Genomic DNA, 22,713 nt, shown 5'->3' on the forward strand with positions numbered 1-22,713 from the left:
TTTTTCTCTACCCCCTTTCCTGCAAGCCTCCCGAACATTGCCCTGCACCCCGGCCGCCCGGCCAATGGCAACACAACGCACGGATGTGATAGTTGCCGTGTTAGGATTTCACTGATCCACAGAACAAAACCACTGCTTCCCGAAAAGGAACACCCATGCTCTGGACCTTGCTCGCCATTGTCGCGCTGATTGTTGTTGCCACTTTCCTGCTGTTCCGGGTCAAAGACCTGTCCGAATTTGACGGCAACGAGTGGGCAGTGAAGGAAGTCGCACCCAATCCGGCTCACGATGAGGTGCTGTCACGCATTAAAGATATGGGCCGGGCATCAAAGGGACTGAAAGGCAAAACCAGGCTGATTGCCCTGAGGAATCACCTGGACAGTCTGGGTGAGGATGTTGAAGTAACTTCAGAGATTCGTCATAACGACCAACCCAGGGGCGAATGGGTTATCGCCCCGGGCGTGGACACCCGACGACGGGTTCTGTATATCCACGGTGGCGCCTGGGCCGCGGGCAGCCCCCGCAGCCACCGGGCGATTACCGACAGGTTCTCGCAGCTGGCCAATGCCGCCGTTTTCGCCCTCGACTACCGATTGATGCCGGAGCACCGGTTTATGGATGGCATCCGTGACTGCCGCCAGGCTTATACCTGGCTGTTAGCCCACGGCCCGGACGGTGAAGAAACTGCAGATTTTATGGTGGTTGCCGGTGATTCCGCAGGCGGCAGCCATACCCTGTCGCTGATTGCCTGGGTTCGGGACAATGGTATCCGCCAGCCGGATGCCGCAGTGGCACTGTCGCCGTCCACAGACCTCACCCTGACGGCCCCCAGCAACCGCGACAACATCCGCACCGACCCCCTGCTAGGACCGGTGTTTGGCGGGCTCTCCAAGATTCCTTTGCCGGTGCTCTGGTGGGGCACCCTGGCAGCATTCCGGATCTCCCCCACCAACCCGGTGGCTTCGCCGTTGCGCGGCAACCTGAACAAACTGCCGCCAACGCTGATCCATGCCAGCTCCACAGAAATGCTGCTGGACAACTCTACCCGCTATGCCGCAAAGGCCAGGGCCGAAGGTTCACCGGTTGAACTGCACACCTGGCAAAAGATGGTACATGTGTGGCACATCTTCACACCGCTGTTGCCGGAAGCCGAAGAAGCCTTCGAAGATATCCGGGCGTTTCTGGAACAAGTTGAGAAAGGCGAGATATCAAAGGCCGCCAAGGGCCAACTGTAAAGCGATAGCCGCCATCATCAGGCCAATAACGCCATCAATCACTCGCCAGGCACCGGGTTTGGAAAGAACCGGTGCCAGCCTGGATCCGAACCAGGCAAGACCACCAAACCAGAGGATCGACGCGCTGCTGGCGCCGGCCACAAAAGTCACTGCACTACTCTGCTGGGCACCGACTGCCGGGATCAGCAACAGGGTGTCCAGGTAAACCTGCGGATTAAGCAGGGTTACGGCCAGGGTCGTCAGGATAACCCGTTTCAGGCTTCGCCCCACATCACCAGACGCCTTCAGCGCTGCCCGGCCACGGCCCGCCCGCACAAACGCCTGCAGGGCCAGCCAGCCCAGGAAGGCAACACCCAGCCAGCGCAAGACTTCCAGCGCCTGGGGTGCCGCCATCAGGGCCGCACTCACGCCGAACATGCCGAGCGTAAACAGCAGTACGTCTGACACCATGCACAACCCGGCTGCCCACCAGTGGTGCTCCCGGCGAATGGCCTGGCTCAGGATGTAAGCGTTCTGGGCACCAATGGCCACGATAATACCGCCACACACCAGCAGACCGGTCAGGTAACTCTCAAGCATTCCAACTACTCCGAAAAAACTGGCGCAAGGATACCCGCGCGCCTCACAGGTGGGAACCCTTCTGGTTCAGGGCCGGGGCCGGCGTACACCAAACCAGTGGGGATACCGCAGCAGACAATAGAGCGCGACCATGTCGTACAGCGCATGCCAGGCCATAACCAGCGCCAGGCTCTGGCTGAACTGGTAGGCAACGCCCAACACTGCACCAAGGCCTGTGGCCATCACGAAATAGGTGAACGAAACATAGTGCACCAGGCCGAACAACACGGAAGCGGCAATAACCGCCGTCCAGGGACCGGTGTGCTGTAGCAGCCAGCCCTGAATAGCCCCGCGAAACAACAACTCTTCCCCGACACCCGCCAGCAAAGACAACGCCCCAAGTACCGGCCAGCGATAACTGGCGGCAAAGTTATAGAGCGCTTGCATCTGGCCGCTCAGGTTATCCGGAAAAAGCCAGGGCACGCGGGATAACAACACCAGCACCAGGTAGGTACCAACCGCCCCCACTGTGCCGAACAACACCACCTCAACAGCATTCAGGCCATCAAGAAGCAGCGGGATCTCAAACAGCCAGACAGCAAACAGGCCGAGTAAACCAATACCGCCCTGAAACATCAGGGCGGTGGCTGAAGGCATGGAGGGACTTCCGCGTTCAGGCATGGATCAGTTGTCGAACAGATCCTTGACGGGGAACAGGGCATCGTAGCTCGGAGCCTGTTTCTGGGCCTTGGCCTGGAAGGATTTCATCATGTCTCCGGGGCGGAACATGCCGGCCTGCCAGGTAGCCATGTACTTCAGGCTGTCTTCCACACTGTGATCACGGCTGAAATTGATCATTTCCTTACAGCCGGTCACCGCCAGCGGCGAGTTGGCGGCAATCTGGGCAGCAATGGCCATCACACCTTCCAGCATCGCCTCCTGGTGCTCGTAAACGGTATTCACGAAACCAAGTCGCTGGGCCTCTTCGGCGCCGAATTTGCGGCCGGTGTAGGCCAGTTCCCGCACTACGCCTTCGGGCATCAGCTTGGGCAAACGCTGCAGGGTGCCTACATCGGCGGTCATTCCCAGCTCAGTTTCTTTGATGGTGAAGTAGGCATCCGCCGTGCAGTAACGGCTGTCAGCGGCACACACCAGATCCAGCGCGCCGCCAATGCAGCCGCCGTGAACCGCCGCCAGCACCGGCAGGCGTACTTTTTCCAGAGAGCTCAGGGTGTCTTGCAACTGCAGTACGACTCTACGCAGGTTCTCGGCCATACGGCCGGGGTCACCGCTCATGGGCACGGATTTCGGATCAGAAAACACACCTAGGTCCATGCCGGCGGAAAAGTGCTTGCCGGTGGAGGAGATCACAATTACCCGGGCGTCTGTGTTGGCTTCGATGTCCTGCACGCAGCGGGGCAACTCCAGCCAGAACGCCTTGTTCATGGAGTTCAGCGCTTCAGGGCGGCTGAACTGTACGTGGGCGATGTGGTCTTTTACTTCGATGTTAAAGCTTTCGTAGTTTGCGAGTTCAGACATGATGGGTTCCGTATCATCTCAGAGCAGGGTTTCGTATTATTAGGGGGCACATTACCGCGAATCGAGGCACGATGGAATTTACTTTCCTGGGCACATCTGCCGGAACACCAACCCGGTCACGGAACGTTACTGGCCTGGCCCTTTGCCGGTCCGGTCCCAAACCCTGGTACCTGGTCGATTGCGGAGAAGGCACCCAGCACCAACTGATCCGCACCCGCTATTCGGTGATGCAGCTGCGGGCGATTTTTATCACCCACATCCACGGTGATCACATCTTTGGCCTGCCCGGGCTGCTCACCAGTGCCTCCATGCTGGGCCGTACAGAGCCCCTGGACATCATTGCGCCGCCACAGGTGCGTCGGTTCATAGAGGCGACGATAGATAACAGCGACTCCAGCCTGAGCTACCCGCTGAACTTCATCAATTCCGAGGCGCACGATTTTTACTGGCAGGATGACAACGTGGGGGTTACCAACGTGGCGCTTTCGCACCGGGTTGCCTGTCACGCTTATGTCTTTACTGAACGAAATCTGGAACGCCAGCTAAAGCAGGAAAAACTGACGGCGGACGGCATAGAGGCGGGTCCTTCCTGGGGCGACCTGCAGAAGGGCAAAGACGTTCTGCTGGATGACGGCCGGTTGTTGAGGAGCGATGACTACACAGAGATACCCAGAACCGCCCGGCGCATCATTGTGGGTGGGGATAATGACACACCGGAACTGCTGAAAGATGCCTGCAACGGCACCCAAGTACTGATTCACGAGGCCACCTACACCCAGGACGTCGCCGACCGGGTCGGCCCCTGGCCCCAGCACAGCTCAGCGCAGCAGGTCGCCCGATTTGCCCAGAGCGTAAAGCTGCCCAACCTGGTACTCACCCACTTCAGCTCCCGCTACCAATCCGCCCCGGGGGGCACGCCCCATATCAACCAGCTCGCCGCCGAGGCGTTGCAGCATTACAAGGGCCACCTGTTCCTGGCCCGGGATTTCGACACTTACCGGCTGGAAAAAGACCTGCAACTACACAGACTGCAACATGATCATTAGCCAGGCCTACCCATGTCGCCCGCACTGATCTTTTCCCTGGCCGCTGCCATCCTGATTTCCGGGTCGGTCTTCTACCTGTTTTTCTACCGCAACTGGCGACGCCAGCGAGAACTGCAACAGCCCTTCCCTGAGCCCTGGCGGCGCCACCTCAAGGACAATGTCCCCATCTATAACCGGCTCTCCACCAGCCACAAATCCCGGCTGGAGAACCTGGTTCAGCTGTTTATCGCAGAAAAGGAGTTCTACGAATGCGCAGGCTTTCACATCGATGACAGGGTACGGGTGACCATCGCCGGTCATGCCTGCCTGTTATTGCTGGAACGAGCCTTCTCGAACTACGACGATGTAAAGAGCATTCTGGTTTACCCGGATATCTACCGGGTTCAGGACACCGACAGCGACGGCCTGGTGGTCAGTACCAGTGAAGAAACCCGGGCCGGGGAAGCCTGGTCTCACGGCCGGGTGATTCTGGCCTGGAGCCAGTGTGAACAAGCTATTGCCAACCCCAGCGGGGCCCATAATGTGATCCTTCATGAATTTGCCCATCAACTGGATTACCTGGATGGCTCGGCAGACGGGGCTCCGCCACTGAGCGGGCAAGACGCAAAGCATTGGCAGGAAACCATGACCAAGGCCTGGGACCACCTGCAACATCGGCTGGAACACCATCATAAACCCTGGCTGGACCCTTACGGCGCCACCGAGCCGGCGGAGTTCTTTGCGGTGCTGACGGAAACCTTTTTTCAGCAACCGGAACACCTGCTAGAGGCGCAACCGGAGGTCTACAAGGCGATGTGCGGCTATTACCGATTAGATCCGAGAGACTTCAGCACCCACAAGACCTAAAGCCCATCCCCTTTAACGCCCAGCCTGTCCAGGTACAGGTGCAGCTCGTCCACGCTGATATTCACATACTCCAGCACCCGGCCATACAGCATCACCGTAGGCACATTACGGCCGCCCAATTCCTTCTGGGTCTCGCTCAGGACGTAAAGTATCGTCCGTTCCGTTTTTGTGAGACCATCCCGCGCATCGGGGATCACCTCGTCTATTCCGCGTAAACTGCTCATATTTCTGAATCCGGTAAGCTGCCCATGGAAATCAAAGTCAATTATCTCGACAACCTGAGGCTTGAGGCCAAGTTTGACGATTTTACCGTCATCTCAGACCAGCCCGTCCGCTACAAAGGCGATGGCTCGGCGCCCGGCCCCTTTGACTACTTCCTGGCCTCATCGGCCATGTGCGCAGCCTACTTTGTGAAGGTTTACTGCAATGCCCGGGATATTCCCACAGACAACATCCGGCTGTCGCAGAACAACATTGTAGACCCGGAAAACCGCTACAAGCAGATTTTCAAGATTCAGGTGGAACTGCCGGAAGACATTTCCGAAAAGGATCGTCAGGGCATCCTCCGCTCCATCGACCGCTGCACGGTCAAAAAGGTGGTGCAAACCGGCCCGGATTTCCAGATTGAATTGGTGGAGAACCTGGACGAAGACGCCCAGGCCCTGCTGACTGCCGCCCCGGGCGGAGACTCCAGCACCTACATCGAAGGCAAAGACCTGCCGCTGGAACAGACCATTGCCAACATGAGCGGCATCCTGGCGGATCTCGGTATGAAGATCGAGATTGCCTCCTGGCGCAACATCGTGCCCAATGTTTGGTCCCTACACGTGCGCGATACCGCCGCCCATATGTGCTTCACCAACGGCAAGGGTGCCACCAAGGAAGCCGCGTTGTGCTCGGCCCTGGGCGAGTTTATTGAGCGCCTGAACTGCAACTTCTTCTACAATGACCAGTACTTCGGCCAGGACATCGCCAACAGCGAGTTCGTGCATTACCCGAACGAGAAATGGTTCCAGCCGGGTCCGGAAGGCGAACTGCCCGAGGGCATCCTGGACGACCACTGCCTGGCCATCTACAACCCCGACGGTGAGCTGCTGGGCACCCACTTGTTCGACACCAACTCCGGCACCCCGGAGCGAGGTATCTGCAGCATTCCCTACGTGCGCCACTCCGATGGGGAAACCGTGTATTTTCCTTCCAACCTGATCGAAAACCTGTATCTGAGCAACGGCATGAGCGCGGGCAACACGCTGCAGGAAGCGCAGGTGCAGTGCCTGTCCGAGATCTTCGAACGGGCAGTGAAAAAAGAAATCATCGAGAACGAAATCGCCCTGCCGGATGTGCCGGACAGCGTACTGGCCAAATACCCGGGGATTGTCGAAGGCATCAAGGCCCTGGAAGAACAGGGCTTCCCGGTTCTGGTAAAAGACGCCTCCCTTGGCGGCCAGTTCCCGGTGATGTGCGTAACCCTGATGAACCCGAAAACCGGCGGCGTGTTTGCCTCCTTTGGCGCTCACCCCAGCTTCCACGTAGCGCTGGAACGCAGCCTGACCGAACTGCTGCAGGGCCGCAGTTTTGAAGGCCTGAACGACCTGCCCGCCCCCACCTTCAACTCCATGGCGGTGACTGAGCCTAACAACTACGTTGAGCACTTTATCGACTCCAGCGGGGTGGTGTCCTGGCGCTTCTTCAGTGCCAAATCCGACTACGATTTCGTGGAATGGGATTTCTCCGGCACCAACGAAGAAGAAGCGGCCACCCTGTTCCAGATGCTCGCGGACATGGGCAAGGAGTGCTACGTAGCCGGCTTCGATTATCTGGGTGCGCCGGTGTGCCGTATCCTGGTGCCGGGCTACTCTGAGGTCTACCCGGTAGAAGACCTGGTGTGGGACAACACCAACATGGCGTTGGCATTCCGGGAAGACATCCTCAATCTCCACCGCCTGGATGAAGACGAACTAACCAGCCTGGTGGAGCGGCTGGAAGAGGCCGAGCTGGACGTGTACATGACCATCGTCACTCTCACCGGTATCGAGTTCGATGAAAACACCGTGTGGGGCCAGCTCACCATTCTGGAACTGAAACTGCTGATATACCTGGCGCTGGGTGAACTGGAAGAAGCCCAGGAGCTGGTGGAGATGTTCCTGCAGTTCAACGACAACACCGTTGAGCGTGGCCTGTTCTACCAGGCCATGAACGCAGCCCTGGAAGCCACGCTGAACGAAGCACTGGAGCTGGAAGACTACCTCTACAACTTCCGCCGCATGTTTGGTGACGAAGTGATGGATGCCGTCGAGGGTTCCATCAACGGCACCGTGCGTTTCTATGGCCTTGAAGAAACCGGCATGGACCTGCGCGGCCTCGACCGGCACCTGAAGATGATCGAGAGCTACAAAAAGCTGCACGCGGCCCGGGCCCGTAAAGCCGGCATCTCAGTCTAACCCGTTGCCGGCTGCTCGCCGGTATGCACTACCCTCTTGCCAATCACTCGGATAGCGCCCGGCCGGCAAGTCGCCCGAAAGGGCGTTTTGCCGGCTACATCACCGTCTACGGTTACGGTTCTGGGCTGCTGGGTGTCTATCTGGCACCACTTGCCTTTGATCTGAATAACCGTGCTGGTTCTCCGGGGCGTTTTCCGGTTCAATCGGACCGTCAGGAAGGTCAGTAACAACTGGGCTAGCGGGCGGGGGCGTATAGCAATGATATCCAGCAGTCCATCGTCAGCCGAGGCTTCCGGTATTTCCTGGCCGCCGCCAAAGTAGGCTCCCGTGGCAACCGCAATGGAGAGCCAGCGGCCTTCGAGCGATGAGCGATCCGTCTGAATCCTGGCCCGGAAGCCCCGCTTGGCACCCACCTGCTGAAACAATGTGACCAGGTAGCTGAACTTGCCCAAAGCTTGCTTGGTTGGAGAACTGGCTTTTCGGGAGGGCAAGGTTCCAAGCCCGATGTGAGCCACGTTCAAATAAATGCGATCTGAAAACTCCGCCACATCAATCCGTTGCGAGCCACCCTCTGCCACCAGCCGAACAACCTCTGAAGGATCCTCAGGAAGGCCCAGGTTTCGGGCGAAGTCATTAGCAGTGCCTGATGGCAGAACCGCCAGGGTCGCCCCGGTACGCAGGCACAGCGAAGCCACCCCGTTCACCGTGCCATCACCACCTGCAGCCATCAGGCAGTCGCCTTCAGACACATGACGAATCCAATTTTCGGCATCACCCAGCTTGCAAACGGTTACCTCATTTATGCCCTGCTCGCGCAGGTGCTTCAGCCAGAAATCGCTGTCGCGAGAGCCATCGCCAGAACCCGGGCTGTCCACCAACCAGTAAGCCATGCCCATTCCTTCAGAAGAAAATAATAATCCCTCTCAATTGATAGCACGGCTTGCCGGTTTCTTCATGCCGGGAGCATTACCGTAAGGCAACGAGAGATCACTACAGTCCAGGCGCGACCGAAATACTGTATAGCCTGGACCTTCTCGGTTTTGAAGGCGACCTTGAAACCTTCCTGACTGCAGAGAACGCCATTACGTCCGTGAATATGCTAGCTCGCCTCAACGTCACCGAATTGCCTGTGCCGGAGCCCGGCACCATGGCGCTTCTGGGTCTGGGCCTGCTTGGCCTGGGCGCTGCCCGCAAGCGCGCAAGGCAGTAATCAGAACCTGCCTTCAGGGAGCGTGCCTGAAGGCAGCCTGCCAGGGCTGAACAATGTGAACCTGCCTTGTTCAGCCTGCCGTTGGCAGGTTACCCCCCAACATATTCTCCACTACTGCGGCATTATAGAAAGTTTCCATGGTATGGATTCTGTCATCACGAACGCGAAACCATACCGCAAGCCGCACATCTCCGATGGGTTCAAAATGCGTCCGGTAGTCCAGGATCGCAAACACGTGCTCGCCGTCTGCGCTTAGCTGCCGCAGCACAAGGTCTTTCTGGATAGCGGCCATGCCGAACTGGTAAGCGAGCATGTCGTCCCGGCTGAGGAAGCGCATGTTGGGCCCCACATACTCGAAGCCATCCTCCGCCAGCAAGGTCTTGGCCTCGTCAAAACGCTGGGCGTGAATGTCTGAAATAAACTGCGCCACAATATCCTTTGGCGACATAGCTGAACTCCACTCTCGGGGCTGTTGAATAGCAGATTAAACCGTTACGGCATTCTGCATTCAATTCAGAACCGCCGCAACGCCCCGAGGTGCAAGGCAGTGCCGTAATAGCGAAGGAGAGTGACCACAATGACTTTATGCCACCCGTCAATATAAGTCGGAAACCGCTTCTGGAAGTGCTACCGGCTAACGGGCAAATTCGGTACCATACCCCGCCCTCGAAACGCCCGCCCGCTGCGCCTTGCCTGCCCTGCAGCTGCTGATCGCCAGAGGTGATCCAGTTAATCCTGCAGAGGCTTTCCAGTGTCCACCAATGCCTTATACACGGACTTGTCCGGGTACTATGACCTGATGTGTGCAGATATCGACTACCGGGCGCAAAGCCGGGGTATCCGACGCCTGCATCAGTTGTTCGGTAACGGAGGCAACAGCCACCTGGACCTGGCCTGTGGTACCGGCCCGCATATTCGTCACTTCCTGGATGACGGTTTTCAGTGTCAGGGGCTGGATATCAACCAGCCGATGCTGGATGTAGCGCAGCAGCGTTGCCCGGAGGCGGTATTCAGCGTTGGGGATATGTGTGCATTTCAGGTAGCGCAGCCGTTCGACCTGGTCACCTGCTTTCTGTATTCCATCCACTACAGCGATGGCATCGAGAAACTCAAAGGCTGCATCCGCAGTGCCCACCAGGCGTTATCAGAAAACGGGCTGCTCTGCTTCAATGCGGTGGACAAAACCCGCATCAATAACAACCTGTATGTCAGCCACACAGCGCAGCATGATGGCAGCGAGTTCAGTTTCCGTTCCGGCTGGCACTACGCCGGCCCCGGTGAGCGGCAATCATTGCGGCTGAGTATTGACCGCAACACCAACGGTGTGTGCGAGTCCTGGCAGGATGAGCACCCGATGGTGGCACTCAGTTTCGGAGAGTTCGAAGCGCTGCTGAAGCCGTGGTTCGAGGTACACATCTTCGAGCACGACTACGAACGCATTTTGCCCTGGGATGGAGAGTCCGGAAACGCGATCTTTGCCTGCGTGAAGCGTTAAGCGTTTCCGGACCAGAACACCCTCAGGCCGCCTCAGTGTTTCATTTTGGAATGATCCATCTTCGAGTGGTCCACAGGCATGCCATCCAGCGGCTGAACCACCAGCTCAATATCCATGTCGTCCGCACCGTCGAAGTCCAGCTGCACCGGAATTTTCTCGCCTTCAACCAGGGGCTGGGGTAACTGCTCCAACATCAGGTGATAACTGCGGGGTTTCAGTTCCACGGTTTCGCCGGCCGGAATGGCCAGGCCACCCTTCACCGGCTGCATGCGCATTACGCCTTCGTGCATGGAGGTTTCGTGGATGGAGACATGGCCAGCTCTCGGGCTCTGTGCCGCAACCAGGGTGATGTCCTGCTCGCCGCTATTGGTGATGGCCAGGTAACCCACTCCCATGGGCGTGCCCGGCGGTGTTGGCCGGCTCCAGGGGTTGTCGATCTGGACCATGCTGTGCCCAGCATGGTTACCATGATCAGCCGCCAGTAACGGTGTTGCCAGGGTGGTACAGGCCAACAGCAGCGCGGAGGTCAGTTTATTGAATCGGTTCATGGTGTCTCGCACGGTGATGGTTTCAGGCATTTGAAGGCCCTTAGTGTTGTCGCCAACGCGCCGGTTGGCAAGTACCCGGAACAGCAGGCCGGCGAACACCGGCCCGCGCGTTCAGCCTGCTTTCTGCAACGCATCGACCAGCGCGCCCAGAAACCGCGAGGCTTCGCCACCAGTGGCAGCCCGGTGGTCGAAGGTCAGGGACAGGGGCAGAATGCGACGAATGGTCGCAGCGCCATTATATGGCACCAGCTTCTCCCGAATACGCCCGGCACCCACGATAGCCACCTGGGGCGGGCTGACGATGGGGTTGGCGTACTGGCCGGTCATGGTGCCGAAATTGGACAGGGTGATGGTGGCACCCTGCATCTCCTTTGGTGGAATCTTGCGGGTGGCCACCGCTTCCCGCAGGTTCTCCAGCCCTTTGCGCAGGTCTTTCAGGTTACGGTGGGTAATGTCTCTCAGCACCGGCACAAACAGACCTTCGGGCGTATCCACGGCGATGCCTACGTGCACCTCGCTCAGTAACTGGCGGCTCAGGTTGTCGCCATCGAACCAGCAGTTGAGCGCTGGCACCGCATCGCAGGCTTTCCCGATGGCCTGCACCAGGCGCATGGTGGTGTCGGTGCCCTTTTTCCAGTCGCCGATGTCCACATCCTCAAAAATGGAGACTGGCACTACCTGGGCGTGGGACAACGCCATGTTCTTCGCCATGGTTCGGCGGGTGCCGCGCAAGGGTTCGGCATCGCCCAGCTGTTTCTGGTGGCTAGCCTGTTTGTGTACGTCGTCTGTGGTGATCAGGCCGCCGGGGCCGCTGCCTTTGATGGTTTCCAGGCTGACACCCAGTCGCTCCGCCAGCGCCCGCACCCCGGGAGTGGCCCGGTTGGCGCGGGCCCGTTTGCTGGAAGCAGCAGCGCCGACGATGAACTGGTCTTTCTGCGCGCCCTGTCCATCCCCTTTGCGGGAGGATTTCAGCTCACCCACCACCGTACCGGTGTCGTCACCCGCCCCTTCAAAGGCCAACAGGGGTTCGCCGGTGTGGATGATGTCGCCGGGCTCGCCGTAGAGTTTGGCGATGGTGCCGGCCTGCGGGGACGGCACTTCCACGATGGCCTTGGCGGTTTCCACGCTGACCAGTACCTGATCGACGTCTACGGTGTCCCCGACTTTGATATGCCATTCAACAATTTCAGCTTCCGGCAGGCCTTCACCCAGATCCGGGAGTTTGAAGTTTTTCATGGTTGGCCTCCTAGAGCGCGATCACCTGTTCGACGGCGTTCACAATGTCTTCCACCTGGGGCAGGTAATACTGCTCGTTCCGGTAGTAAGGCATCACAGTGTCGTAGCCGGTTACCCGCACCACGGGCGCCTGCAGGTCCAGAAAAGCCGCTTCGGCAATGGAAGCGGCTACCTCCGCACCCACTCCGCCATTTCGGCAGGCTTCATGGATAATCACCGCCCGACCGGTTTTGGCGACAGAGCACAGCAGGGTTTCCCGGTCCAGCGGGCTGACGGTGGCTACATCGATCACCTCGCAGCTCACGCCCTGCTCTGCCAGTTTGTCGGCCGCTTGCAGGGCTTCCATCACGCAGGCACCCCAGGTGATCAGGGTGACGTCATCGCCTTCTCGAAGGGTGAAGCAGGTATCCAGCGGCAGCGCCTCTCCGTTGTCCTCCACGCTCTGGGTCACTGCCCGGTAGATACGTTTGGGCTCCAGAAAGATCACCGGGTCCGGATTGCGGATGGCCGCCAGCAGCAGGCCATAGGCCCGTTGTGGCGAACTGGGAATCACCACCCGCAGGCCAGGGATGTGGGCAAACAGGGCTTCGGTGCTTTCAGAGTGATGTTCCGGCGCATGGATACCGCCACCGAAAGGGGCCCGGAACACCAGCGGGCAATGCAGCCGGCCCCGGGTGCGGTTACGCATGCGCGCAGCGTGGCTGACAATCTGCTCCATACCGGCGTAGATAAAGCCCATGAATTGGAACTCTGCCACCGGCCTCAGGCCCTGGGTGGCCATGCCGATGGCGGTGCCCGCAATCAGGTTTTCCGCCAGCGGTGTGTCCATCACCCGCTTGAATCCGAAGGCTTCTTTCAGGCCCACCGTGGCGCGAAACACGCCGCCATTAGTGGCGATGTCTTCGCCCAGCACCACCACGTTTTCGTCGTCCGCCATGGCCCGGTGCAGGGCCATGTTGACCGCTTCCACCAGGGGCACGTCACGGGCTTCATTCGAACGCTTTGCCGTATTCATGCGGCACCTCCCCGATATTTGCTGGCAATCTGCTCGCGCTGGGGTTGCAGCGCGGCCGGGAGAGTTTCAAACAGGTAATCCAGCATAGCGGTGGGTGGCTCGGCCTCGGTGGCCAGGTATTCCTCCACGGCCTTTTCTACGGCTTGCTTGCAGTCCGCCTGCAGGGCCTTCTCCTTGTCCGGGCTCCAGTGTCCGCTGTCATGAAGCCAGTTCTGCAGGCGCTTGATGCCATCCTTTTCCCAGGCGCGTTTAAGATCTTCGGCGGTGCGGTAGCGGGTGGCATCATCTGCGGTGGTGTGGTCGCCCAGCCGGTAGGTCACCGCTTCAATCACGGTTGCACCCTTGCCGCCATGGGCCCGCTCCAGAGCAGCGTCCAGTGCTTCAATCGTCGCGAAGTAGTCGTTGCCATCCACAATGTGGCCCGGCAACCCTGCACTGATGGCTTTCTGGGCGATGGTTTCGGCGCCGCTTTGCAGGCTGCGCGGGGTGGAAATCGCCCACTGGTTGTTGATCACCACAAACACCACCGGCAGGTGCCAGGCACCGGCCAGGTTGATACTTTCCAGAAAGTCACCCTTGGAGGTACCGCCATCGCCAATGCAGCACACCACCGCCCGCTGCTGGTCGCGAATTTTCATGGCAGAGGCCACACCTACGGCATGGCAGCACTGGGTGGCAATCGGTACCGATATGGGCAGATCTTCCGGGCAGTTCTGCCAGGCGCTGCCGCGCTCGTCGCCGCCCCAGTACAGCAGCAACTCCCTGAGGCTGACGCCCCGCAGAATATGGGCAGCCTGGTCCCGATAGTAAGGCACAAACACATCGGACTTCGACATGCCCTGGCCAATGGCCGTGCCCACCACTTCGTGCCCCAGCACAGAGGGATAGGTACCGCATTTTCCGGTACGTTGCAGGGCAATGGCTTTGGAATCGAAGGTGCGGGTCAGCACCATGTTGCGGTAGGCGGCCAGAACCCTGTCGGTGTTCCCGGCCTGGCGCGGCAGCTCACTCAGGGGCTTGCCGTGATCATCCAGATAGCGGGTGCTATCCACATGAAACTCGTGGACTTCTTTCATCCCATCCTCCTGTCCCCCGGCTTCGCGATAAAAGCCTGGCTGCACTAAAGCCTGCTTGTGGCGGGCAACGGCAGCGGTGGGGTGGTTCGTCTTGTTGTTGGCGCGGGTTACGCGCTGCGGGATTTCTCCGGGTGCTAACGGACACCCTGTTTAATATTTAGACGATGGTTCGGAAATGATCAAAGGAACTTTACGGGCAGGCGCCTGACAATACGTTCATCCCGGATTCATGTTGGTTATGGTTTATTGTGGCTAAACTCAATGAGCAAACACGGGCAACGCCCCTCGAAGGAGCTGAACAATGAACGTCATGCCGGTACTGAATCAGATCATGGGCCAGGCTCAAGGTGGCCAATCCCGAAGCAGCGGTGGAATGGATATAAACAGCCTGATGGGCAGCCTTGGCAACCAGGTCTCTGGCGGGAATGGCGGCAGCGGGATTGATGTCAAGAGCCTGCTGGGCGGCGGTGCCCTGGGCCTGATGCTGGGTTCCAAACGCGGCAGGAAGATGGGCGGCACGGCGCTGAAATATGGCGCTCTTGCAGGTGTAGGCGCGCTGGCGTGGAAGGCCTACCAGAATTACCAGAGCAACGCACAGGGCGCCCCTCAGCAAGCGCCAGCCCAACAGGGCCGGCCTCTTGAACAACTGCAAGGTGCCGAGCAGGAACAACGTGGCCTTGAGATACTGCAGGCCATGATCATGGCTGCCCGGGCTGATGGCCACGTAGATGCCAACGAACGCGCACTGCTCACTCAGGAAATCGAAAAACTGGGGCCAGACGACGAATTACACAACTGGATTCAACAACAGTTTGATGCCCCGCTGGACGCCCAGGCGCTTGCCAAAAACGCGGATTCCCCCCAGGCAAGCCGGGAAATCTATGTGGTCAGCGCCGTTATGATTGATGACCAGAACGCCATGGAACGAGCGTGGCTGGACCAACTGGCCGCGGCCCTGAACCTCGACCCCGGCCTGGCCAAAGAGCTTGATCAACAAGTGCGGGCCGTCAGCCAGGGCTGAGACTCAATCATCCCACCGCTCATATGGCAGGCCTTGCCGCAACAGCCCACAGGTAACCACAAAAGCCAGGGTGGTTGCGGCAATGGCCATCAAAGCGGTCAGGCCTTTTTGACAAACTCTGACTTAAGCTTCATGGCACCCACGCCATCCACTTTGCAATCGATATCATGGTCGCCATCTACCAGCCGGATATTCTTCACCTTGGTGCCGACTTTCACCACCAGGCTGGAACCCTTCACCTTCAGGTCCTTGATCACTGTTACCGTATCACCGTCCTGAAGCTCGTTGCCGTTGGAATCGCGAACCACCTTGCCAGCTGCGGCCTCCGCCTGTTCCGCTTCAGTCCACTCATGGCCACATTCGGGGCAAACCAGCTGAACGCCGTCCTCATAGGTGTATTCAGAGCTGCACTGGGGGCATGGAGGAAGTTGAGACATTATCATTTCCTGTTAATTGAATGAGTATCGAATTATACCACCACCAGGAATCAGCGGGCCAAAACTAACCCGCACCCGCACTGAACGGTTAAACTGACAATACACCAAGTTACCGAAGGAAAGTTAAATGCCAATCTGGGTCGACGCCGACGCCTGCCCCGTACCCATCCGGGAAATCCTCTGCCGCGCCGCTACCCGCTGGCAAGTCCAGACCACCTTCATCGCCAACCACGTCATCACCCTGCCGCCGAGCCCCTACATCAGCCGCCGCCTGGTTCCCCAGGGCTTTGACGTCGCCGACAACGAAATCATGGACCAGATGAGCAAAGGCGACCTGGTGATCACCCAAGACATCCCCCTGGCAGCGGAAGCGATCGAAAAAGGTGCCGATGTGTTCAACCCCCGGGGACAGGCCTTTACCAAAGAGAATATCCGCCAGCGCCTGGCCATGCGTAACTTCATGGAAGAAATGCGCAGTGCCGGTCAAGTCACCGGCGGCCCCGCACCCTTGGGCCAGGCCGACCGAAAGGAGTTCGCCGATCAACTCGACCGTTGGCTGCAACGCAACACCCACAAGTGATAATGATTCTATTTTAAAATAACGGAGAATCCGCTACCCTTCCTGCCTTTGGCAAGCCCAGCCACAGCAAGAAGGAAGCGGATTATGTCGTCAAACAGCCCTCACACCAGCAGCGTCGCCGCCCTTGGCCGACTGCTTCGATACGCCCGGGGCTATCGCCGGCAGATCATTGCAGCCACTACCTGTTCGATCATCAACAAGCTCTTCGACATTGCTCCGGAGATTTTGATTGGTGTCGCTATTGATGTGGTGGTGAACCAGGAGGAAAGCTTCGTTGCCGGCCTGGGCTTTGAGACTGCTCAGGAGCAGATCACCATCCTGGCGGTGCTCACCTTCTTCATCTGGGCGGGCGAGTCGCTGTTTGAGTACCTGTTCCAGATTCTCTGGCGTAACCTGGCCCAGCGACTACAGTCCGATCTCCGGCAAGACGCTTATGAACACGCCCAGCGTCTGGACATGAGTTTCTTTGAGGCGAACAGCTCCGGGCAACTGGTCGCCACCATGAACGACGATGTAAACCAGCTGGAGCGTTTCCTGGATGGCGGCGCCAATGCCATGATCCAGGTAGCGGTTACCGTAGTAGCTGTGGGTGCCGTGTTCTTTGTGCTGTCGCCACTGATCGCCCTGCTGGCGTTCACACCGATTCCCCTGATTATCTGGGGCGCCTTCTATTTCCAGCGCAAAGCCGGTCCGCTGTACGCAGACGTAAGGGAGAAAGTAGGCGACCTGTCCAGCCGCCTGGCCAACAATCTGGGTGGCATCGCCACGATCAAGAGCTTCACCGCCGAACAGCGCGAAGCAAAACGCCTGAAGGACGCGAGCGAAGCCTATGTTGATGCGAACCGCCGCGCCATTCGCATCAGTTCCGCGTTCATTCCGGTCATTCGCATGGCCATTCTGGCCGGCTTCCTGGCTACCTTCACGGTTGGCGGCATGATGGCGCTGGAGGGCAGCCTGAACGTCGGCGCATACGGGGTTCTGGTGTTCCTCACCCAGCGACTGCTCTGGCCCCTGACCGGTCTGGCGGAAGTGATCGACCTGTTTGAACGGGCCATGGCCAGTACCCGACGGATTCTTGATCTGCTCGCCGAACCGGTAAACGTTCGGGATGAAGCCGGCAAGACACTCGAACAACCTGTACGTGGACAGGTCTCATTCAATCAGGTGAGCTTCCGTTACGCCGGCAGCGGCGCCGGCATACAGGACATTACCCTGAACGTTCCAGCAGGCAATACCCTGGCATTGGTGGGCGCAACCGGCTCCGGCAAGTCCACGTTGATCAAGCTGTTGTTGCGGTTCTACGACCCCTCCCATGGAGACATCCGGATTGATGGCCAGCCCATTCGTGACGTGAGCCTGAAGTCCCTGCGCGATGCCATTGGCCTGGTCAGCCAGGATGTTTACCTGTTTGAGGGCAGCATCCGCGACAACCTTGCCTATGGCAAACCCGATGCCAGCGAAGAAGAGATCATTGATGCCGCCCGTACTGCCGAGGCCTGGTCCTTTATTGAGGCGCTACCGGAAGGCCTGGACACACCAGTAGGTGAACGGGGCATTCGCCTGTCCGGCGGCCAGCGTCAAAGGCTGTCTCTGGCCCGGGCGCTGCTGAAGAATCCGCCCATCCTGGTGCTGGACGAAGCAACCAGTGCCGTGGATAACGAAACCGAAGCTGCCATCCAACGCTCGCTCAAGCGCATTGGCCATAACCGAACCGTCATCATGATTGCCCACCGGCTTTCCACCATTGTGGATGCTGACACCATTGCCGTGGTCGAGAATGGCCGGATTGTCGAGGAAGGCGACCACGACAGCCTGATCCGCAATAACGGCGCCTACGCTGCACAATGGCGTGTGCAAACCGGGCAGGCGTAAGTAGGCCACACCGCCACAGAGATAATATTGATAGGTATTCGCATTTAGATTATCCTGCCAGCCAAAGAAACAGGGGAATCTGAATGTCCGCGTTTTTCGAAGTCTGCGAACTCGCCGTCCACATTGGCAGCACGGCTATCCTTCAAAACATTAGCCTGGCCTTTAACGAAGGCCAGGTAACCGCCCTGCTTGGCCACAACGGCTCAGGCAAATCCACGTTGTTGAAATCACTGGCCAGGCAGATTCCAGCCTGTGCCGGTGAAGTCAGGCTTGAGGGTAAAACCGCGAAAAGCCTCGGCGCCCGCGCCTTTGCCCGGATTGTCGGCTACCTGCCCCAGCACCCGCCCGGCACCGATGGCCTGACGGTAAGGGAGCTGGTGGCACTGGGCCGTTATCCCTGGCGCGGCCCGCTTGGCCGATACAGCGAGAAAGACCACTCACTGATTGACCAGGCTATCGCCGATACCGATCTAAAACCTTTTCAACACCGCTCTGTAGACACCCTCTCCGGCGGTGAGCGCCAACGGGCCTGGATTGCCATGCTACTTGCCCAGCAAACACGCTGCCTGCTATTGGATGAACCCATCTCCGCCCTGGATGTGAAACACCAGGTGGAAACGCTGCGTCTGGTGCAGCGCCTTGCCAGCCAGCGAGAACTGACCGTGATTGTGGTACTGCACGATGTCGATCTGGCCTCCCGCTTCTGCGACCGGTTGGTAGCCCTGAAAGCGGGCCAGGTGGTGGCCGATGGCACGCCGGCGGAGATCATGGACAGCCAGATTCTGGAGTCCATCTACAGCGTCCCCATGGGCGTGATGGAGCGGGCACCGGGGCAATGGGTTTCCTATGTCCATTAACCCAAAAGCTATCATGCTTGGCGCTCTGCTCCTGTTATTGCCAATTGCAGGAATGACCCAGACCTGGCAACACGAAGGCGGCACGCTAACCCTCGACGCCCCCCCTGAACGCATTGTCGCGCTGAACTGGGCCGCCACCGAATCCCTGCTATTGCTGGGCATCTCCCCCGTTGGCGTGGCCGATAAGGCCGGCTACGCCACCTGGGTTCAGGAGCCGGAACTGCCTGAGGGTGTTGCCAATGTCGGCACACGGGTCGCTCCCAGCCTCGAGGCGATTGCAGAGCTGAAACCCGATCTGATCGTCACCAGCACCGAAATGGCTCCGGCGGCCGAACTGTTGGAACGAATTACGCCCACCTACGTCATCAGCGTGTACAAAAAAGGCGCTCGACCGTACGACAAGGCCCGGGAAATGCTGACAACCCTGGGAGAAATCACCGGCCGAAAAGATCGCGCAGAGGCGGTACTGGCCGATATCGAACAGACCCTGAACCAACAGCGGAAACGGCTGGAGCAAGCCGGCATCACCGACAAACCGGTTGCTCTAGTGAACTTTCTGGATGACCGCCATGTACGCATCTATGCCCCCAACGGTCTGTTCCAGACAGCCGTGGAAAGCCTTGGGCTTACCAATGCTTGGTCAGATCCTGGCAACTATTGGGGTTTTTCAGCCATTGGCCTGGAATCTGTGGCGGATGCCAGGAACAGCCGCATCGTGGTGATAGAACCCCTGATGCCAGGGCTGGCCGACAGTCTGGCCAACAGCCCGTTCTGGACCTACCTGCCACCAGTGCGAGACGAGGAGATCTACCGGATTCCTGCTGCCTGGCCTTTCGGTGGCGTATACCCGGTGAAACGCCTGGCCGTTGCCCTGACCGACGCCCTGATTGAAGGGGGCAGCGACAATGTCCGTTGAGTCTACCCTGCGCGTTTCCAATCGCCCAGAAATTCCCGCCAGGCTGCCCGTTGCAGTCGCTCTACTCTGGCTGGCCGCACTGGCCACCAGCGCCTTGCCCTGGCTCGATCAGCTACAGCTTCCACAACTTATATCGGCGTTCTGGACGTTTGATGGCAATAACTACGCCTCCGTTTTGGCCCACTTCAGCTGGGCACCGAGGGTCTCCATCGCGATACTGATTGGCTGCGCGCTGGGTCTGGCGGGAGCCGTTACCCAGCAGGTACTGGGCAACCCACTGGCCTCACCCACCACCTTGGGGGTGGAAGCCGGGGGCCAGTTTGGTGTCACGGTTGCCACCCTGTTTGCGCCGGGCTTGCTGGCTTTCAGTCCTGACCTTGCCGCAGTGGCCGGCGGCTTGCTCGCCATCGGCCTGGTCATAGTGCTCACCTGGCGACTCGGCTTCTCGCCGGTCACCGTGATTCTGGCCGGGCTGGTTGTCACCTTCTTTCTGGGCGCCATCAACATGGCATTCCTGCTGTTGAAAGGTGAATGGCTCGGCAACCTGTTTATCTGGGGCGCTGGATCCCTGGTACAGAACAACTGGGGCCCCTTCTTTGATCTGCTCCCCCGGGTATTGGTTATTGCCGCTGCGATGGTGGCCCTGATGCGCCCGCTACAGCTGCTTCAGCTCGGCCAGGCATCGGCAAACTCACTGGGGGCGAAAGTCTCACTGCTTCGTGCTGTTGCGCTGTTTCTGGTGGTGATCATGAGCTCGGTGGTGGTCAGCCGGGTGGGCGTAGTGGCCTTCGTGGGGCTGGCTGCACCGGTATTGGCGCGACTGCTGGGGGCCAGGAGCCTGACTGAACGACTGCTGTGGAGCACTCTGGCCGGCGGGGGCCTGCTATTGCTGGCTGATACCCTCGCGCAGTGGGCCACCACCTGGGATGGTGGCTCGCTGGTGCCTACCGGCACCACCACGGCATTGATTGGCGGGCCTATCATTCTGCTTGCACTTCAAGGCTTCCGTAACACGCACCATATGCCCGGTCAGGACAGCAGCCCCGCGGGGTTTCTGCCCCGCCGGCGACATCCCGCAATGGTCGCCGCAGCCCTGTGCTCTATACTGGCTCTGACCATCATTCTCTCCATGGGCTGGTCTCCGGGCCTTGAGGGCTGGAACTGGACGCCCGTGGCACAGTGGACAGACGCGTGGGTATGGCGAGGCCCGAGATTAATGGCCGCCATCCTCGCCGGCATGGCGCTGGGTATGGCCGGCACCCTGATCCAGCGGATGACCGGCAACCCCATGGGCAGCCCGGAACTGCTGGGCATCAGCGGCGGAGCAGCGTTAGTGATGGTAGTTCTGGTTCTGACCGGACTCGAGATTGGCCGTCTTGGCCAACTGGCCGCCGCCACGGTGGGTGCCGCCGGCGCCCTGGGGCTGTTACTGCTGCTGGCCCGCAAGCACCACTTCGCGGGCAATCAACTGTTGCTTGGCGGCCTGGCGCTGTACGTATTCATGGATGCCGGCCTGAGGCTGGTAATGGCCTCTGGCGGCACCGTTGCCTCTCGCCTGCTGAACTGGATGTACGGTTCAACCTGGCTGATCTCCGAATCCGAAGCCTTCGGTTTACTGGCACTGGTGGTCAGCCTCGGTGCCTTGCTGTTGCTTGCCCTGCGACCGCTTACGCTGTTGCCGCTGGGTGAAACATCGGCTTCGTCCCTCGGCCTGAGGGTACCGCGGGCACGGCTTCTGCTATTGGTGCTGGCTGCCGTGCTTACCGCAGCGTCGACCGTGGTCATCGGGCCATTAAGCTTCGTCGGATTGATCGCCCCGCACCTGGCCCGGGTACTGGGCCAGCAGACCGTGGGCCGGCAAATGCTGGTCGCGGCCCTGGCCGGCGGGCTACTGCTCTCCTTGGCAGACTATCTGGCCCGGGTTCTGGTGTATCCCAATCAGCTACCCGCCGGACTGCTGGCGGCCCTGGTTGGCGGCTTGTACTTCTTGTGGGGGCTAAGCCGTCATGGTCGCGGCTGAGGCAGCAACGCAATGGCTGACGGATTACCACAATCTGTCGGCCCGCCACGGCCTTGACGCTACCACTCTGATGGACAGCGCACTGACTCCCGCCAACCGCGAACAACCCGCGTTGTTCTCCCTTGCCCAGCTACTGGCAAATCCAGACCTTCTGCAACAACAGGTCCTCGAGGATTATCCGGATGCCGATCATCCGCGACTTCGCAAGGCGCGGCTTTCTGTCCTGCATCAGAGCCTGGCACTTCAGATTATCGGACCACTGGTGATCCGGCTGTTCCGGGATGGCAGCAGTGTCGCCCTGAATCCCAAGCGGGTTTTTCTGTGCCGGGAACCATCTGGACCAGAAGGCCAGTCCCGCTGGCAATATGCAGCCAGTGCACAGGAGCGCTTGGAGCCTGAGGCGTTCATACAGTCTCTGAGTGGGCAGATGCAAGATTGGTACGGTGTGTTCCGACAGCATTTTGGTGTCAGCCCGGGGGCCTATTGGAGCAGTGTCGGGCTGGCGTTGGGGGCGCCCTATTCGGTGGTGTGGAACCAGGTTAATCCAGAGGAGTTGTGTAAACAGGCCGGTAGCTGGCTGGCGCAGTTCAAATGCGAAGCCAACCGCTATATTGACTGGATTCCGGCGGAATTCAGCCAACAGCGGTGCGCCATCCCTCAGCGCAAAGGGTGCTGCCTCAAATATTTACTGCCAGGAGGTGGCTATTGCGGGACGTGTGGGATCTATCGAAAAGAACGTATGGGCTGAAACAATAAGGGCAGCCA

The 22,713-nt window shown here is 59.3% G+C and carries 23 protein-coding genes and 1 pseudogene; 13 read left to right on the top strand and 11 right to left on the bottom strand.

Annotation, left to right across the window (positions count from 1 at the left end; genetic code table 11):
• The first annotated feature begins 155 nt into the window (after positions 1 to 155).
• Positions 156 to 1,235: an alpha/beta hydrolase gene (locus LWH94_RS00085; protein ID WP_232900668.1), complete on the top strand. Its 1,080-nt coding sequence runs from the start codon at positions 156 to 158 to the stop codon at positions 1,233 to 1,235.
• Here LWH94_RS00085 and LWH94_RS00090 read toward each other — a convergent pair.
• From LWH94_RS00090 to LWH94_RS00100, 3 genes are all read right to left on the bottom strand, one after another.
• Positions 1,209 to 1,814, bottom strand: a complete 606-nt coding sequence (locus tag LWH94_RS00090; RefSeq protein ID WP_094624725.1) for a LysE/ArgO family amino acid transporter — start codon at positions 1,812 to 1,814, stop codon at positions 1,209 to 1,211. The genes LWH94_RS00085 and LWH94_RS00090 overlap by 27 nt on opposite strands.
• A gap of 66 nt (positions 1,815 to 1,880) precedes the next feature.
• Complete coding sequence (locus tag LWH94_RS00095) at positions 1,881 to 2,450, bottom strand: CPBP family intramembrane glutamic endopeptidase (RefSeq protein WP_232900669.1); 570 nt, start codon at positions 2,448 to 2,450, stop codon at positions 1,881 to 1,883.
• A 27-nt stretch (positions 2,451 to 2,477) separates the two neighbouring features.
• Positions 2,478 to 3,332 (bottom strand): crotonase/enoyl-CoA hydratase family protein, encoded by an 855-nt coding sequence (locus tag LWH94_RS00100; RefSeq protein ID WP_232900670.1) that lies wholly within the window; start codon positions 3,330 to 3,332, stop codon positions 2,478 to 2,480.
• Between the two features lie 71 nt (positions 3,333 to 3,403).
• Between LWH94_RS00100 and LWH94_RS00105 the strand changes: the two genes are divergently transcribed.
• Entirely contained in the window at positions 3,404 to 4,378 is a 975-nt protein-coding gene (locus LWH94_RS00105) for a ribonuclease Z (RefSeq protein WP_232900671.1), read from the top strand.
• A gap of 12 nt (positions 4,379 to 4,390) precedes the next feature.
• The gene (locus LWH94_RS00110; protein ID WP_232900672.1) at positions 4,391 to 5,224 is read left to right on the top strand and encodes a zinc-dependent peptidase; all 834 of its coding nucleotides are present in this window, start codon (positions 4,391 to 4,393) and stop codon (positions 5,222 to 5,224) included.
• On the opposite strand, the gene LWH94_RS00115 is transcribed toward LWH94_RS00110, so the two are convergent.
• The gene (locus tag LWH94_RS00115) at positions 5,221 to 5,448 is read right to left on the bottom strand and encodes a hypothetical protein (protein ID WP_022988633.1); all 228 of its coding nucleotides are present in this window, start codon (positions 5,446 to 5,448) and stop codon (positions 5,221 to 5,223) included. The genes LWH94_RS00110 and LWH94_RS00115 overlap by 4 nt on opposite strands.
• 24 nt (positions 5,449 to 5,472) lie before the next feature.
• Here LWH94_RS00115 and LWH94_RS00120 point away from each other — a divergent pair, with 24 nt between their 5' ends.
• Positions 5,473 to 7,665 (top strand): OsmC domain/YcaO domain-containing protein, encoded by a 2,193-nt coding sequence (locus LWH94_RS00120; RefSeq protein WP_232900673.1) that lies wholly within the window; start codon positions 5,473 to 5,475, stop codon positions 7,663 to 7,665.
• On the opposite strand, the gene LWH94_RS00125 is transcribed toward LWH94_RS00120, so the two are convergent.
• Positions 7,662 to 8,555, bottom strand: a complete 894-nt coding sequence (locus LWH94_RS00125) for a diacylglycerol/lipid kinase family protein (protein WP_232900674.1) — start codon at positions 8,553 to 8,555, stop codon at positions 7,662 to 7,664. The genes LWH94_RS00120 and LWH94_RS00125 overlap by 4 nt on opposite strands.
• A gap of 125 nt (positions 8,556 to 8,680) precedes the next feature.
• On the opposite strand from LWH94_RS00125, the pseudogene LWH94_RS00130 reads away from it, so the two are divergent.
• Positions 8,681 to 8,875, top strand: a pseudogene (locus LWH94_RS00130) (PEP-CTERM sorting domain-containing protein); the annotation flags it as partial.
• A gap of 70 nt (positions 8,876 to 8,945) precedes the next feature.
• Here the strand turns inward: LWH94_RS00130 and LWH94_RS00135 are convergent.
• Positions 8,946 to 9,323 (bottom strand): nuclear transport factor 2 family protein, encoded by a 378-nt coding sequence (locus tag LWH94_RS00135; RefSeq protein ID WP_232900678.1) that lies wholly within the window; start codon positions 9,321 to 9,323, stop codon positions 8,946 to 8,948.
• 303 nt (positions 9,324 to 9,626) lie between these two features.
• Here LWH94_RS00135 and LWH94_RS00140 point away from each other — a divergent pair, with 303 nt between their 5' ends.
• Entirely contained in the window at positions 9,627 to 10,370 is a 744-nt protein-coding gene (locus LWH94_RS00140; RefSeq protein WP_232900679.1) for a class I SAM-dependent DNA methyltransferase, read from the top strand.
• A gap of 32 nt (positions 10,371 to 10,402) precedes the next feature.
• Here the strand turns inward: LWH94_RS00140 and LWH94_RS00145 are convergent, their stop codons facing one another.
• The 4 genes from LWH94_RS00145 to pdhA form a co-directional block, all read right to left on the bottom strand.
• The gene (locus tag LWH94_RS00145) at positions 10,403 to 10,948 is read right to left on the bottom strand and encodes a copper chaperone PCu(A)C (RefSeq protein WP_232900681.1); all 546 of its coding nucleotides are present in this window, start codon (positions 10,946 to 10,948) and stop codon (positions 10,403 to 10,405) included.
• A gap of 81 nt (positions 10,949 to 11,029) precedes the next feature.
• Complete coding sequence (locus tag LWH94_RS00150; protein WP_232900683.1) at positions 11,030 to 12,154, bottom strand: dihydrolipoamide acetyltransferase family protein; 1,125 nt, start codon at positions 12,152 to 12,154, stop codon at positions 11,030 to 11,032.
• 10 nt (positions 12,155 to 12,164) lie between these two features.
• Positions 12,165 to 13,169 carry an alpha-ketoacid dehydrogenase subunit beta gene (locus LWH94_RS00155; RefSeq protein WP_232900685.1) on the bottom strand — a complete coding sequence of 335 codons (1,005 nt, stop codon included), beginning with the start codon at positions 13,167 to 13,169 and terminating at the stop codon, positions 12,165 to 12,167.
• Entirely contained in the window at positions 13,166 to 14,245 is a 1,080-nt protein-coding gene (gene pdhA, locus LWH94_RS00160; protein ID WP_232900687.1) for a pyruvate dehydrogenase (acetyl-transferring) E1 component subunit alpha, read from the bottom strand. Before pdhA ends, LWH94_RS00155 begins: the two co-directional genes overlap by 4 nt.
• Positions 14,246 to 14,546: 301 nt before the next feature.
• Between pdhA and LWH94_RS00165 the strand changes: the two genes are divergently transcribed.
• A complete protein-coding gene (locus tag LWH94_RS00165; protein ID WP_232900689.1) occupies positions 14,547 to 15,266 on the top strand; it encodes a tellurite resistance TerB family protein in 720 nt (239 codons plus the stop codon).
• A 98-nt stretch (positions 15,267 to 15,364) separates the two neighbouring features.
• On the opposite strand, the gene LWH94_RS00170 is transcribed toward LWH94_RS00165, so the two are convergent.
• Complete coding sequence (locus tag LWH94_RS00170; protein WP_022988622.1) at positions 15,365 to 15,703, bottom strand: zinc ribbon domain-containing protein YjdM; 339 nt, start codon at positions 15,701 to 15,703, stop codon at positions 15,365 to 15,367.
• Between the two features lie 127 nt (positions 15,704 to 15,830).
• Here LWH94_RS00170 and LWH94_RS00175 point away from each other — a divergent pair, with 127 nt between their 5' ends.
• The 6 genes from LWH94_RS00175 to LWH94_RS00200 all read left to right on the top strand — a co-directional run bounded on the left by LWH94_RS00175 (position 15,831) and on the right by LWH94_RS00200 (position 22,696).
• Positions 15,831 to 16,283: a YaiI/YqxD family protein gene (locus LWH94_RS00175; RefSeq protein ID WP_232900691.1), complete on the top strand. Its 453-nt coding sequence runs from the start codon at positions 15,831 to 15,833 to the stop codon at positions 16,281 to 16,283.
• A gap of 84 nt (positions 16,284 to 16,367) precedes the next feature.
• Positions 16,368 to 18,155, top strand: a complete 1,788-nt coding sequence (locus tag LWH94_RS00180; RefSeq protein ID WP_232900693.1) for an ABC transporter ATP-binding protein — start codon at positions 16,368 to 16,370, stop codon at positions 18,153 to 18,155.
• An 83-nt stretch (positions 18,156 to 18,238) separates the two neighbouring features.
• Positions 18,239 to 19,012, top strand: coding sequence for an ABC transporter ATP-binding protein (locus tag LWH94_RS00185; protein WP_232900694.1), 774 nt, complete (start codon positions 18,239 to 18,241; stop codon positions 19,010 to 19,012).
• Positions 19,002 to 19,928, top strand: coding sequence for an iron-siderophore ABC transporter substrate-binding protein (locus tag LWH94_RS00190; protein ID WP_232900695.1), 927 nt, complete (start codon positions 19,002 to 19,004; stop codon positions 19,926 to 19,928). The genes LWH94_RS00185 and LWH94_RS00190 overlap by 11 nt, the downstream gene beginning before the upstream one ends.
• Positions 19,918 to 21,948 carry a Fe(3+)-hydroxamate ABC transporter permease FhuB gene (gene fhuB, locus LWH94_RS00195; RefSeq protein WP_232900696.1) on the top strand — a complete coding sequence of 677 codons (2,031 nt, stop codon included), beginning with the start codon at positions 19,918 to 19,920 and terminating at the stop codon, positions 21,946 to 21,948. The genes LWH94_RS00190 and fhuB overlap by 11 nt, the downstream gene beginning before the upstream one ends.
• Positions 21,935 to 22,696, top strand: a complete 762-nt coding sequence (locus LWH94_RS00200; protein ID WP_232900697.1) for a (2Fe-2S)-binding protein — start codon at positions 21,935 to 21,937, stop codon at positions 22,694 to 22,696. The genes fhuB and LWH94_RS00200 overlap by 14 nt, the downstream gene beginning before the upstream one ends.
• Positions 22,697 to 22,713 lie beyond the last annotated feature (17 nt).

It is taken from the genome of Marinobacter sp. G11 (genome assembly GCF_021282325.1).
Taxonomy (GTDB): Bacteria; Pseudomonadota; Gammaproteobacteria; order Pseudomonadales; family Oleiphilaceae; genus Marinobacter; species Marinobacter vinifirmus.

Bases quoted from the DNA above. Each gene is read 5' to 3' on its own strand.
- LWH94_RS00115 (WP_022988633.1), bottom strand. From the start codon at position 5,448: ATGAGCAGTTTACGCGGAATAGACGAGGTGATCCCCGATGCGCGGGAT.
- LWH94_RS00120 (WP_232900673.1), top strand. From the start codon at position 5,473: ATGGAAATCAAAGTCAATTATCTCGACAACCTGAGGCTTGAGGCCAAG.
- LWH94_RS00155 (WP_232900685.1), bottom strand. From the start codon at position 13,169: ATGAATACGGCAAAGCGTTCGAATGAAGCCCGTGACGTGCCCCTGGTG.
- LWH94_RS00100 (WP_232900670.1), bottom strand. From the start codon at position 3,332: ATGTCTGAACTCGCAAACTACGAAAGCTTTAACATCGAAGTAAAAGAC.
- LWH94_RS00125 (WP_232900674.1), bottom strand. From the start codon at position 8,555: ATGGCTTACTGGTTGGTGGACAGCCCGGGTTCTGGCGATGGCTCTCGC.
- LWH94_RS00185 (WP_232900694.1), top strand. From the start codon at position 18,239: ATGTCCGCGTTTTTCGAAGTCTGCGAACTCGCCGTCCACATTGGCAGC.
- LWH94_RS00190 (WP_232900695.1), top strand. From the start codon at position 19,002: ATGTCCATTAACCCAAAAGCTATCATGCTTGGCGCTCTGCTCCTGTTA.
- LWH94_RS00200 (WP_232900697.1), top strand. From the start codon at position 21,935: ATGGTCGCGGCTGAGGCAGCAACGCAATGGCTGACGGATTACCACAAT.
- LWH94_RS00165 (WP_232900689.1), top strand. From the start codon at position 14,547: ATGAACGTCATGCCGGTACTGAATCAGATCATGGGCCAGGCTCAAGGT.
- fhuB (WP_232900696.1), top strand. From the start codon at position 19,918: ATGTCCGTTGAGTCTACCCTGCGCGTTTCCAATCGCCCAGAAATTCCC.
- LWH94_RS00175 (WP_232900691.1), top strand. From the start codon at position 15,831: ATGCCAATCTGGGTCGACGCCGACGCCTGCCCCGTACCCATCCGGGAA.
- pdhA (WP_232900687.1), bottom strand. From the start codon at position 14,245: ATGAAAGAAGTCCACGAGTTTCATGTGGATAGCACCCGCTATCTGGAT.
- LWH94_RS00105 (WP_232900671.1), top strand. From the start codon at position 3,404: ATGGAATTTACTTTCCTGGGCACATCTGCCGGAACACCAACCCGGTCA.
- LWH94_RS00150 (WP_232900683.1), bottom strand. From the start codon at position 12,154: ATGAAAAACTTCAAACTCCCGGATCTGGGTGAAGGCCTGCCGGAAGCT.
- LWH94_RS00135 (WP_232900678.1), bottom strand. From the start codon at position 9,323: ATGTCGCCAAAGGATATTGTGGCGCAGTTTATTTCAGACATTCACGCC.
- LWH94_RS00095 (WP_232900669.1), bottom strand. From the start codon at position 2,450: ATGCCTTCAGCCACCGCCCTGATGTTTCAGGGCGGTATTGGTTTACTC.
- LWH94_RS00180 (WP_232900693.1), top strand. From the start codon at position 16,368: ATGTCGTCAAACAGCCCTCACACCAGCAGCGTCGCCGCCCTTGGCCGA.
- LWH94_RS00085 (WP_232900668.1), top strand. From the start codon at position 156: ATGCTCTGGACCTTGCTCGCCATTGTCGCGCTGATTGTTGTTGCCACT.
- LWH94_RS00090 (WP_094624725.1), bottom strand. From the start codon at position 1,814: ATGCTTGAGAGTTACCTGACCGGTCTGCTGGTGTGTGGCGGTATTATC.
- LWH94_RS00110 (WP_232900672.1), top strand. From the start codon at position 4,391: ATGTCGCCCGCACTGATCTTTTCCCTGGCCGCTGCCATCCTGATTTCC.
- LWH94_RS00145 (WP_232900681.1), bottom strand. From the start codon at position 10,948: ATGCCTGAAACCATCACCGTGCGAGACACCATGAACCGATTCAATAAA.
- LWH94_RS00170 (WP_022988622.1), bottom strand. From the start codon at position 15,703: ATGTCTCAACTTCCTCCATGCCCCCAGTGCAGCTCTGAATACACCTAT.